The 11,408-nt window shown below is 62.9% G+C and carries 11 protein-coding genes and 1 pseudogene; 8 read left to right on the top strand and 4 right to left on the bottom strand.

The genetic code is table 11. The features are described 5' to 3' along the window. Positions 1–211 (bottom strand): annotated as a pseudogene (locus MOV75_RS13320) (hypothetical protein); the annotation flags it as partial. Between the two features lie 56 nt (positions 212–267). On the opposite strand from MOV75_RS13320, the gene MOV75_RS13315 reads away from it, so the two are divergent. Further along, positions 268–720, top strand: a complete 453-nt coding sequence (locus MOV75_RS13315) for a LysR family transcriptional regulator substrate-binding protein (protein WP_246925579.1) — start codon at positions 268–270, stop codon at positions 718–720. A gap of 291 nt (positions 721–1,011) precedes the next feature. Here MOV75_RS13315 and MOV75_RS13310 read toward each other — a convergent pair whose 3' ends face one another. Then, a complete protein-coding gene (locus tag MOV75_RS13310; protein ID WP_246925577.1) occupies positions 1,012–1,656 on the bottom strand; it encodes a TetR/AcrR family transcriptional regulator in 645 nt (214 codons plus the stop codon). Between the two features lie 244 nt (positions 1,657–1,900). Here MOV75_RS13310 and MOV75_RS13305 point away from each other — a divergent pair, with 244 nt between their 5' ends. Genes MOV75_RS13305 through MOV75_RS13275 form a run of 7 tightly spaced genes read left to right on the top strand, consistent with a single transcriptional unit; the run spans position 1,901 to position 9,916 of the window. Continuing rightward, complete coding sequence (locus MOV75_RS13305) at positions 1,901–3,214, top strand: NAD(P)/FAD-dependent oxidoreductase (protein ID WP_246925575.1); 1,314 nt, start codon at positions 1,901–1,903, stop codon at positions 3,212–3,214. A 3-nt stretch (positions 3,215–3,217) separates the two neighbouring features. After that, the gene (locus MOV75_RS13300; RefSeq protein WP_246925573.1) at positions 3,218–4,072 is read left to right on the top strand and encodes an ABC transporter ATP-binding protein; all 855 of its coding nucleotides are present in this window, start codon (positions 3,218–3,220) and stop codon (positions 4,070–4,072) included. Beyond that, positions 4,069–4,863, top strand: coding sequence for an ABC transporter ATP-binding protein (locus MOV75_RS13295; protein WP_246925571.1), 795 nt, complete (start codon positions 4,069–4,071; stop codon positions 4,861–4,863). Before MOV75_RS13300 ends, MOV75_RS13295 begins: the two co-directional genes overlap by 4 nt. Then, on the top strand, positions 4,863–6,797 hold the full coding sequence (locus MOV75_RS13290) for a long-chain fatty acid--CoA ligase (RefSeq protein WP_246925569.1): 1,935 nt from the start codon (positions 4,863–4,865) through the stop codon (positions 6,795–6,797). Before MOV75_RS13295 ends, MOV75_RS13290 begins: the two co-directional genes overlap by 1 nt. After that, the gene (locus MOV75_RS13285) at positions 6,798–7,670 is read left to right on the top strand and encodes a branched-chain amino acid ABC transporter permease (RefSeq protein ID WP_246925565.1); all 873 of its coding nucleotides are present in this window, start codon (positions 6,798–6,800) and stop codon (positions 7,668–7,670) included. A 4-nt stretch (positions 7,671–7,674) separates the two neighbouring features. Beyond that, positions 7,675–8,721, top strand: a complete 1,047-nt coding sequence (locus tag MOV75_RS13280) for a branched-chain amino acid ABC transporter permease (RefSeq protein WP_246925562.1) — start codon at positions 7,675–7,677, stop codon at positions 8,719–8,721. Between the two features lie 34 nt (positions 8,722–8,755). Next, the gene (locus MOV75_RS13275; RefSeq protein WP_246925559.1) at positions 8,756–9,916 is read left to right on the top strand and encodes an ABC transporter substrate-binding protein; all 1,161 of its coding nucleotides are present in this window, start codon (positions 8,756–8,758) and stop codon (positions 9,914–9,916) included. A gap of 33 nt (positions 9,917–9,949) precedes the next feature. Here the strand turns inward: MOV75_RS13275 and MOV75_RS13270 are convergent, their stop codons facing one another. Both MOV75_RS13270 and MOV75_RS13265 read right to left on the bottom strand, forming a co-directional pair. Continuing rightward, positions 9,950–11,134 carry an enoyl-CoA hydratase-related protein gene (locus MOV75_RS13270; protein ID WP_246925557.1) on the bottom strand — a complete coding sequence of 395 codons (1,185 nt, stop codon included), beginning with the start codon at positions 11,132–11,134 and terminating at the stop codon, positions 9,950–9,952. A 29-nt stretch (positions 11,135–11,163) separates the two neighbouring features. Further along, on the bottom strand, positions 11,164–11,408 hold a 245-nt coding region (locus MOV75_RS13265; RefSeq protein ID WP_258719590.1), incomplete at its 5' end, for an acyl-CoA dehydrogenase family protein.

Here is an 11,408-nt window from a genome sequence, read left to right as displayed (position 1 = left end):
CGAGCAACTCGCGGGCAAGCGGCAACACGCCCTCGATGGTGTCGGCGATCTTGTCCTGCTCGTTCAGCGCAGGAATGACGATCGTAAGCCGTTTTGCCGCCCTGGAAGGTGCCTTCTTCTTGTTTGCTTCGACAATCGTCACCCAAGAGTCATGGCTTGCCGCCACGAACTTCGCATACTCCGCGGGGGTGGACGTCGGGCTGATCTTCACGCCAAACTCCTTGAAGCGCTCCTCGGTGGCCGGTTCGCGCAACGCCGCCAGGGCTGTTGTCCGACCTGGATGCCAGCCTGGAAGAAGCTGCTCGCTCGGTGAAAGGCCAGTCGGGCACTCTGACCGTTGCCATGGTCGCAACAATTACCGCGTCAGTCCTGCCCGATATTCTGTCTTCATTCGGCAAAGCCTACCCGCACGTTCTGCTATATGTCCGCGACGGCACTGCTTCGAGCGTGGTCAATCTTGTCGAGCAGGGAAACGCCGATTTCGGCATTACGACACAGTTGACCTTTGGCAATGCGATTCATGCCGCATCCATGGGATGGTACGACTTCCGTCTGATAATCTCGACCAAGCTGAAGAGGACTCTCGGCATCAAGGACAAAGTTTCCTGGAAGGACGTAGCTGATTTCCACGTGGTGGGCCTCCTGCCGCGATTCAGAGACCACGTCGCGCTTCTGGGTAGGGTGAAATGCGGACAGCTCATAGGCTGCGCTGAAAACTAGACCGCGGCAGTGAGCGGCTCGTACGCTGTAAAATAGCCGATCGGATGGCGGCTGGGTCTGAGACGCTTTGAGGATGGCGAAGGCACGAGCCGAATCACGGTCGGCGTGCGCAGAGCTGCTTTCCTGAAATATCCCAGCTGTAGCCGGTGGGCGTACTTGAGATACAAAGTACCGTGTGGACGCCGAAACTCGTCGGCGTCATAGCCTCCCGCCTTCCGATGCCGGCAAGTCCTCAAGCGCGAGTTGCGTGGACGGCTGTGAGAAGCCAGACGCGGCGTAAAAGCCGGAGTTTTACGAGGCTGACTTGGCAGAGCGCGCGGACGTCGCGGGATGCCGTGACACAACGGGACTCGCGATCCCATACAGGAATTGATCCACGATCATGTCCGCGAACTCGGCCGGTCCAATCCCTCCCTTGGGATCATACCAGGTATGGCTGAAGTTCAGCGTGCCAAAGAGCATCATGGCGTAGACCTTCCGCGTCCGCTTGACGATCTTCCCCTGATTGTCGAGCTGGAGAAGCAGGCCGGAAACCAGATCGACAATCTGGCGCTCAAGAGACTTGATCGTCTGTTGATCGTCTTCAGAGAGGAACGTCAGATCGTTGAGGATCAGGCGTTGTTCTTGCGGCGAACGCGCGTTGAGATCGACGATGGCGCGGATCGCTGCCCGGAACTGATCGGCCGTCGATTCATGCCTTGCGATCGCGTTCTCGACGTCCGCAATCATCTGGCGTACGTGCTCGTCCAGAATTGCGAACAGGATCGCTTCCTTCGATTCGAAGTAGTGATACAGCGCGCCGCGGGACAGCTTGCAGGCTTCGGCGAGATCGGCGATCGAGGCACGCATATAGCCGTGTTCGGCGAACAGGCCGCGGGCCGCCACGATGATTCCGCGGTGGATGTCGTCGTAGTTCTCAGAGCGCGTCCGCGCCATCGGCCTCTCTCGCTCAAGACGAACGCCACCGAATCCGGCGACTTCCGCTCCTCTATACAACCGCTTCGGCCATCGCGCTCAGCTTGTGGACACAAGTCCACCAGAACTCTAGCCGCGGCGCCGAAAGTTTGATCCAGATCAAAAAATAATTTGAACGGCCGGTCGGATTATAATATCGTCCTATCTCGTCAGGCAAGCAATTCAGGCACGCGGGACCAACCCAGCGGCATCAGGGAGGTTGTGCGTGGACAGTCGGAAGGTCGATGCTGTCGTGATCGGGGCCGGCGCCGGCGGCCTGTGCGCTGCGGCGCGGCTGGCGCATGCCGGGCTCTACACGGTCCTGGTCGATGATCACGACAGGCTAGGCGGCCGCGCCTCAACCGAGGAGATCGACGGCTTCAAGATCAATATCGGCGCGATCGCGATCGAGTTCGGTGGCGTGTTCGAGGAGACGTTTCGCACCGTCGGCGCCCCGCTCAACATTCGCGCGCCGGAGCCGGCAAGCTCCTTCTTCATCGACGGCAAGCTGATCGATGTCGGCCGCGGCGGCTGGTCGCTCCTGCTCGGGCAACTGACCAAGCAGGCCTCCCGCATCCTCGAGAAATTTGCCGACGCCCGCTCAGGCAATCTGCCCGATGGCCGGCAATCCACCGAGGACTGGCTGAAGGGCTACACCAGCAACGCCACCGTGCATGCGCTCTTCCGCAATCTTTGTGCTGCGATCTTCGCCTGCAACGCCGCCGAACTGCCGGCTCGCGCCTTCCTCACCTATTTTACCAGCAAGGGCGCCTTCAAGAAGTTCGGCTTCTGCCCGGAGGGAACGGTCGGCGTCTGGAACAGCCTTGCGACGGCGGTCAGGCGCAATGGCGAGGTCTGGCTCAGCACACCGGCTACCCAAATCCACACGGCGGACGGACAAGTGAGCGGCGTGACCCTGCTCCGGGACGGCAAGCCGACGCGGATCGACACCGATCTCGTCGTCAGCAATGCCGGGCCGAAGGCAACCGTCGCGCTTGCCGGCGAAGCCGCCTTCCCCGCTGATTATGTCACCCGGGTCAGGAACGACCTCCGTCCGGCCGCCAACATCGTCATCAATGTCGCGAGCCGCGAGCCGCTGCTGAACCACCCCGGCATCGTGACGTTCGGCAAGACGCGCCGGTTGTGCAACATGGCGAACCTCTCCGCCACTTGCCCCGAGCTCGCGCCGCCCGGCTGGCATCTCTATGTTGCCTATGCCGTGCCGGTTCCCGCGCTCGGCGAGTTCGACTCCGATGCCGAGATCGCGCTTGCACTGACGGATCTCCGCGAACAATTCAGCAATTTCGATCAGGCCAAACTCCTCTCCATCCGCGTGATGCGCGACGACTGGCCGGCGCAACGGAGCTGCGCCGGCTATGACCTGCCGCGCGAGACCGGCATCGAGGGCCTGTGGTGCGTCGGCGATGCGGTCAAGCAATATGGCAATGGCGGCACGCAGGCCTGCGCCGAGACGGCGAAGATCGTGACCGACGCCATCCTCGCAACGCGGCCGCCCGCGGCCCAGGCGAGCCGGATCTGACCGATGCCGACCACGATCCGAACCCCGACCTCCTCCCCCGCGACGCAAGCGATGCCCGCGCCGGATTGCCTGCTGGAATTCCGCAACATCCGCATCGTCTACGACAACGCGATCGAAGCCATTCGCGACGTCTCGATTGCGGTGCCCGAAGGCGGCATCGTCGCCCTGCTCGGCTCCAACGGCGCCGGCAAGTCAACGCTGCTCAAAGCCATGTCCGGCATCCTCTACACCGAGGAGGGCGTGATCGAGAACGGCAGCATCCGCTTCGGTGGCGAGGACGTGCATCAGCTCCGGCCCGACGAGCTGGTACGCCGCGGCATCGTGCAAGTACCCGAGGGCCGTCGTGTCTTTGCTGCGCTGACGATCGACGAAAATCTCCAGATGGGAGGCTACACGAGGACCGGTGCGGAGGCGCGCGAGCGTCGCGAAAAGGTATTCACGTTGTTTCCGCGACTCTACGAACGGCGCGACCAGATCGCCGGCTACATGTCCGGCGGGGAACAGCAGATGCTCGCGATCGGCCGCGCACTCATGACCGATCCGGTCCTGCTCGCACTCGACGAGCCGTCGCTGGGGCTCGCGCCGCTGATCATCGACCGCATCTACGAGGTGATCGCCCGCCTGCGCGACGAATTGAAGATGACGGTGCTGCTGGTCGAGCAGAACGCGCAGCGTGCGCTCGATATCGCCGATTATGGCTACATTCTCGAAACGGGGCGCGTCGTGCTCGACGGCACCGCCAGGAAGCTCACGGCCAATGAGGATGTCCAGGAATTCTACCTCGGCGTCTCCTCGGCCGGCCGCAAAAGCTTGCGCGAGGTCAAACACTACAAGCGTCGCAAGCGGTGGCTGTCGTGACCGCGCTCCTTAAGGTCGAAAACCTCAGCAAGCGTTTCGGCGGCCTCCAGGCCATCGCCGACGTCAGCCTCACGGTCGCGCCCGGCGAGATCTGCAGCGTGATCGGCCCGAACGGCGCTGGCAAGACCACCCTGTTCAACATGATATCCGGCGTGCTGCGGCCGAGCGGCGGTCTGATCGTATTCGACGGGGTCGACGTTTCAACCATCTCGCCCTGGCGGTTTGCCGCCGCCGGGATCGGCCGCACCTTCCAGAACCTCGCCCTGTTCAAGCACGGTACCGTGGTCGAGAACATCCTGACCGGCCGCCACACCCATCTACGTTCCAACGTGCTTGATGCCGTCATCTTCTTTGGCCGTAGCCGCAGCGAGGAGATCGCGGCGCGGCAACGGGTCGAGCACATCATCGAATTCCTCGAGATCGAGCATGTCAGAGACGCCGTCGTCGGGACGCTGTCCTACGGCCAGCAGAAGCGCGTCGAGCTTGCGCGCGCGCTCGCTTCGGAGCCCAAGATCCTGCTGCTCGACGAGATGGTCTCGGGCATGAACCAGGAGGAGACGGAGGACATCGCCCGTTTCGTGCTCGACATACGGGACGAGCTCGGCATCACCGTACTGATGATCGAGCATGAGATGCGGATCGTCATGGACATCTCCGACCGCGTCCACGTGCTCAATTTTGGCCGCAAGATTGCCGAAGGCACACCCGACGAGATCAGACACCATCCAGCCGTCGCCGAAGCCTATCTCGGCGGCAAACGTCCCGGCGCAATTGCACAGGCGGGATCGTGATGTCGACGCTCGACAGCCTCCGCTCCGCGCTTCCGCCGCTCCAGGCGGCCGCCACCCGCAGCGCGCCCGCAAGTGATGTGGCGACCTTTCGTGCCTCGCTCCGGGATGGTGCCATCACCATTCCGCAGATGCTGAGACACCGTGCCGCCGTGCATGGCGAGGCACGGGCCTTGCGCGAAAAGGATTACGGCATCTGGAACCCTTACTCCTGGCGCCACTATTACGAGACGGCGCGTGCCGTGGCGTTAGGCCTGCTGTCGCTCGGCATCAAGGCCGGCGATCGCATCGCCATCGCCGGCGAGAATACGCCGGAATGGTTTTACGCCGATCTCGGCGCGCAGATGATCGGGGCCGTGACCGTCGGCATCTATCCGACCAATCCCTGGGTCGAGCTGCAATATATCGTCAAGCATTCCGGCGCCCGTGTTGTCGTCACCGGCGACCAGGAGCAGACCGATAAAGTGCTGGACGCCATGGCCAACAATGGCGGACTGCCCGATGTCGAGGCCATCGTCTGCATCGACATGAAGGGCCTGCGGCACTACCGACAGTCGGCGCTGATGTCGTTCGAGACCCTGTGCCAGCGCGGCTTTGCCCATGCGCGTGAGACTCCGGACGCGAACGCGGCACTCGACCGCCTGATCTCGCAAGGCGCGCCCGACGACGTCTGCATCCTGGTCTACACTTCCGGCACAACCGGCCCGCCCAAGGGCGCGATGCTGACACATCGCAATCTCGTCTACGCCGCCTACACTTACGCCGAAGCTGTCGGCATCGCGGATAGGCCGTTCGAGGCCGTCAGCTATCTGCCGCTGTGCCACGTCGCAGAGCGCTGCTACGGCATGGTGACGCATCTGGTGCTCGGCGGCACGGTGAGCTTTGCCGAATCGATCGACACCGTCGCCACCAATATCCGCGAGATCGCGCCGACTTTCTTCGTCGGCGTACCGCGCATCTACGAGAAGCTGCAACAGGGCTTTCTGTTTCGGCTCGGCGAAAGCGGAAGGCTGCGGCAAGGCCTGACCAGGGCTTGCCTCACCTGGGGTCGCTCGCTTTCCGACCGCAGGCAGGCAGGCAAGCAAAGCTTCATCGATCGGGCCGCTTACGGCCTACTCTATCTCCTGATGTTCCGGAATCTGCAGCGTCACCTCGGCTTCGCCTATAGCCGTCATCGGCTCTGCGCAGGCGCATCGATCTCGCCTGAGACCCTGCGCTTTTTCGACATTATCGGCCGACCGGTCTCGCAGGGCTATGGGCTCACCGAAAGCGGCGGCGTCGCCTTCGTCCAGTCGGCGAGCCACCACCGGATCGGTGGCTGCGGCCTGCCGCTTCCGCGGACCGAGTGGAAGCTCGATGACGACGGCGAGATCCTGCTGCGCAATCCTGGTGTGTTCAAGGGCTACTTCCTCGACGAAAAGGCCTCGACGGCTTCGCTCGAGAACGGCGGCTGGCTGCGCACCGGCGACATCGTCGAGGTGCTCGACAATGGCGAGATCGCCGTGGTCGACCGCAAGAAGGCCATCATCATCACCGCGGGTGGAAAGAACATCGCACCCTCCGAGATCGAGAACGCGCTGAAGGATTCCGAATTCGTCAAGGAGGCCATCGTGGTCGGCGAGGCCAAGAAGTATCTCGGCGCCATCATCCAAATCGACTACGACAATGTCGGCCGTTGGGCGCGCGACCGGGCGCTGGCCTACACCAACTACAAATCGCTGTCGCAGCTCCCCGAAGTGCACGAGCTGGTGGAGCGCATCGTTGGCGAGACCAACAAGCGCTTTGCCCGGGTCGAGAACGTCAGGCGGTTCGCCATCCTGGAGAAGGAGCTCGACCATGACGACGGCGAGCTGACCGCCACGCAAAAGGTGCGCCGCGCCATGATCGAGAAGAAGTTTGCGCGCGAGCTCGCCATCATCTATCCGGCGGAGGGCTGAATGCAGTATCTCCTGCAGCTTTTGATCTCGGGTCTCGCAATCGGCGCGATCTACGGCCTGATCGCGATGGGCTTTGCCGTCATCTACAAATCGACCGGGCTGGTCAATTTCGCGCAAGGCGAGATGACCATGATCACCGCCTATATCGCCTGGACCATCTCGACCAGCGTCAACGGGAATGTCGTCGTGGTCGCGTTCGGCGCCATCCTCGCCGCGATCCTGCTCGGCCTGATCATCGAGCGCGTCGTGATGCGGCCGATGTTGGGCGAGCCGGTGTTCGCGACCGTGATGGTGACCATCGGGCTGGCGGTGATCCTGCGCTCGGCGATCAACTTCATCTGGGACGCCTATCCGCACGGCTTGGACGTCGGAATGGGTCGCGACATCGTTCGCTTCGGCGGCATCGGCGTCCGCACTGGCCAGATAGCTGTCATTGCGACGTTGCTGGCGCTGCTGACGGCGATCTGGGCGTTCTTCCGCTACAGCAAGATGGGGATCGCGATGCGCGCGGTCGCGGCCGACGATCGCACCGCCTTGCTGATGGGCATCAGCGCCAGCCGCGTTCACGCGTTGGCCTGGGCGGCCTCGTCGGTCATCGCCGGCATCGGCGGCGTGTTCTTCGCCCTTTCATACGATCTGTCACCGGCCATGTTCCAGCTCGGGCTCAAGGCGTTTCCAGCCACCATTTTGGGCGGGCTCGACGCCGTTCTCGGCTCCGGCCTCGGTGGCCTGCTCATCGGCATCACCGAAAATCTCGCCGGCGGCTATCTCGGCTCCGGCATGAAGGAAATCGCGGGCTTCGCGATGATCATCGTCGTGCTGATGATCCGCCCGTTCGGCATGTTCGGCGAACGCGACATCGAGAGGGTCTAGGACGATGCGCACCGGCGACTACAAGCAGACCTATGGCGAGCTCGTCGCCCTGATCGATTCTCCGCCGATTTGGCTGTGGTCGGCGGTGTTGTTGATGGCGCTGATCGCCGCGCCTTACGCCTTGAACGCTTATGCGCTGTCGTTCCTGATGATTATCCTGATCACGGTGACCGGCGCGCTCGGCCTCAACATCCTGACCGGCTATACCGGTCTGATCTCGCTCGGCCATGTCGGCTTCCTCGTCACCGGCGCCTATGCCTATGCCATCCTGACGGCGAAATATCATCTGCCACCGCTGATCGGCTTCCTCGGCGCGGGGCTCGTGCCGGCGCTGGCCAGCTTGATCGTCGGTGCGCCGTCGCTGCGCCTGAAGGGCCTTTACCTCGCGATCACGACGCTCGCCTTCTCGTTCATCATCAACACGGTAATCCTGGAGATGCGCTGGCTCACCAATGGCGCCCGCGGCCTCTCCGTACAGCGACCGGAGATTCTTGGCATCAGCTTCGACAGCGACGCAGCCTTCACTTACCTTTGCCTTGGCGTCGCCACGCTGACGCTGTTTGCCACACTCAACATTCGCCGCAGCCGGGTCGGCCGGGCTTTTGTCGCGATCCGCGACAACGACACCGCGGCCCGTGTCATGGGCATCAACCTGCATGCCTACAAGCTGCTTGCCTTCGTCACGTCGGCCTTCATTACCGGCCTCGCCGGTGCTCTCTACGGTATCTATCTCTCCTTCGTCAGCGTCGAAGGCTTTCCGTTCCTGCTGTCGATCGAGGCTCTGGCGATCCTGATCGTCGGCGGGCTCGGGTCGGCGCTCGGCGCCGTGCTCGGCACCGTTCTGATCGTTTTGCTTCCCGAGGCTGCACGCCTCGTCTTCAGCTTCTTCAGCGCGCAGCTCGACGCGGTGTTTACGACCGGCGCACAGGAGCTGAAGAGCATGCTCTACGGCCTCGTCATCATCCTGTTCCTACGCTTCCAACCGCGCGGGCTGGTCGGTGCCTGGCACGACATCAGGCGCGCATGGGTGAACTGGCCGCTGCGTTACTGACAAAAGAAGATCAAAACTGGAGGGAGGACGGACAATGAGAAATCATCTGACTACCGCGTCAATCCTGCTCGCGACGACCTTGCTGGCGGGCGGCGGTGCATTTGCCGCTGAGCCCGGGATCACCGATACCGAGATCCTGATCGGCGATGTCGAACCGCTCACCGGCCCGCCGGCGCTACTCGGCGTCGCCGCCTCGATCGGTCACAAGATCGCGATCGCGGAAGCCAACAATGCCGGTGGTATCAACGGCCGCAAGATCAAGTACGTGTTGGAGGATGACGGCTACGTCACCGCGCGCACCATCCAGGGCGTCAAGAAGGTGATCGAGGTCGACAAGGTCTTTGCCATGCTTGGCATGTCCGGCTCTGGCCAGTCGATCGCCGTGATGCCCGTACTCGAGAAGTCGGGCATCCCGACCGTGATCGACGTCGCGCCGGTCAAGCTGTTGTGGGAGCCGCCGCGCAAGAACGTATTCGTCGTCGGCCAGTCCTACGAGGAAGGCATCATCCATCTCGTCAACTACCTCGCGGAGAAGAACCCCGGCAAGAAATGGGGTCTCATCACGCAGGACGACGACTACGGCATCACGGTGCGCGACGGCTTCGATTCCGTGGTCAAGTCGAAGAAACTGAACGTCGTCTACAGCGGCAATTACAAGAAGGGCCAGCAGGATTTCTCGTCTGACATGCTCCAGCTGAAGGATTCCGGCGCCGAAGTGTTCCTGGCCGGCGGCATCATCGCGGAGAACATCGCGATGATGAAGGAGCTCGAGAAGCTCAACGTCAAGCCAGTGACGGGCATCTTCTGGCCCGGCCGCATCGAGCCGGTGCTCAAGCTGATGGGGCCGGCCGGCGACGGCATCTTCGCGGTGGACTATGTCGAGCCCTTTGCCGGCGAGGCCGGCAAGGCGTTCCTCGAGAAAGCAAAGCCGCTTGTGTCGGAAGCCGAGTTCAAGGGGATCAATCGCTACACGATGAGTGGTTATGCCGCGGCCAAGGTTCTGATCGCGGCGATCGAACGTTGCGGCAAGCAGCCGACCTGGGCCTGTACGATCAGCGAGTTGGAGAAGACCAAGAATGTCGAGACCGGTGTGATGGCTCCGATCAGCTTCGGACCCGGCATCCGCTTCTCGAACCAGAAGCTGCAGATCATGCAGGCCGACACCGCGACGCTCAGCTTTAAGCCGGTGAAGTGATGACCGCCAGCGGATGGCCGAGGCAGCGCCCGGTCATCCGCCTTTAAAGACGGGCCGACGCCTGGCTGCGAAGGCGGCGATACCCTCGCGCGCATCGTCGGAGCGGCTCGCGTCGACGATCGATTGCATTTCGGCTTCGAGTTGAGCGCCGAGGCTCGTTTCAAAGGACTGCCGCAGCATACGCCGCATGGCCCCAAAGGCCCGCGTCGGCCCCGCCGCCAGTTCGCGGGCAACCGCGATTGCTTCCGCTTCCACCGAATCGTCCGACACGAGGCGGGAGACCAGGCCAAATTCCAAGGCTTCCTGCGCCGACAATCGGCGGTTCAGCAGGAACAGTTCCTGCGCCCGCCGCATGCCAACCATCCGCGGCAAGAACCAGGTGTTGCCACCGTCGGAGGTCAAACCCAACGCGCCATATCCGAGAGCAAAGCGCGCGTCGGTGGACGCAATGACGATATCCGCAATGTAGAGGAGGCCCAATCCGCCTCCGGCCGCGGCGCCGCGCACCGCCACAACGACTGGTGCATCGATGCTCGTCAAGCGATCGATGGCGCGATGATAACCATCGATCATGCGACGAAGCTTGCCCGGCAGCTCGGCCGACGGCGTGCTGGCAAAGAGATTGACATCCCCTCCCATGGTAAAGTTTGGTCCGTTTCCCGAAATCAGGACGGCGCGCAAGCCGGCGGTCTCGGCAATTCGCGTTGAAGCCTCTTCAAGATCCGCGGCCATCTCTTCATTGATGGCGTTGCCCTGGTCGGGCCGATTTAGCCGAAGCGTTGCAACACCATCTGCGATGTCGAGGAGGACAGTCTTGAACGGGCTCGCAGCATCATGCCAGCGGGCCGTATCGGTATATTGCTCGAGGCGCGTGATGCGATCACCCTCAAACGTGATGAGGTGCGCAAAAGAGGCGTCGAGAGAGGCTCCTCCATGCCTGCCCTCGCCACGATACCGGCCTGTCACAAGCAGGCACGCCTCTCCGACCTCGAGAAAGCGCTCCGGCTCCGCACGTGCCGCAAAGTGCCGGGCGATCGCTCCCCACCCGTTGCGGCGCATCTCAGAAGAGCCCTCGTGCCGGCCACCAATCCCGAAGGGCATTCCCTCCGCGATCTCGCCAACGAAATCCAGGTGGAGCAAAGTCTCAAGCTGCTCCCTGTTTCCTGCAGCCAGGGCCGCGTAGAGCGCCCGCGCGATGTCGGAACGAGCCTTTTGCATTGACCTTCCTCCCCGCAAGATCGACCGAGCTACATCCGCTTCGCGACTTCTTCCAGCATGACCTCGGTGGCGCCGCCGCCGATGGTCAGCACGCGCGCGTCCCGAACCATGCGCTCGATCGGCGTCCCGAGCATGAAGCCGCTGCCGCCGTGCAACTGCAGGCAACCATGCACGACCTCGTGCAGCACCTCGGGCGACAGCGCCTTGACCATCGACACTTCGCGCAAGCAGGGCTGCCCGGCCGCGGCGAGCTCGGCGGCGTGATAGGCAAGCT

This window comes from Bradyrhizobium sp. PRIMUS42, from assembly GCF_023006515.1.
Lineage (GTDB): Bacteria > Pseudomonadota > Alphaproteobacteria > Rhizobiales > Xanthobacteraceae > Bradyrhizobium.
This window is presented reverse-complemented; position numbering and strand designations above follow the sequence as displayed.

Coding starts and splice junctions, on each gene's coding strand:
- MOV75_RS13310 (WP_246925577.1), bottom strand. CDS start 1,656: ATGGCGCGGACGCGCTCTGAGAACTACGACGACATCCACCGCGGAATC.
- MOV75_RS13300 (WP_246925573.1), top strand. CDS start 3,218: ATGCCGACCACGATCCGAACCCCGACCTCCTCCCCCGCGACGCAAGCG.
- MOV75_RS13290 (WP_246925569.1), top strand. CDS start 4,863: ATGTCGACGCTCGACAGCCTCCGCTCCGCGCTTCCGCCGCTCCAGGCG.
- MOV75_RS13285 (WP_246925565.1), top strand. CDS start 6,798: ATGCAGTATCTCCTGCAGCTTTTGATCTCGGGTCTCGCAATCGGCGCG.
- MOV75_RS13280 (WP_246925562.1), top strand. CDS start 7,675: ATGCGCACCGGCGACTACAAGCAGACCTATGGCGAGCTCGTCGCCCTG.
- MOV75_RS13275 (WP_246925559.1), top strand. CDS start 8,756: ATGAGAAATCATCTGACTACCGCGTCAATCCTGCTCGCGACGACCTTG.
- MOV75_RS13270 (WP_246925557.1), bottom strand. CDS start 11,134: ATGCAAAAGGCTCGTTCCGACATCGCGCGGGCGCTCTACGCGGCCCTG.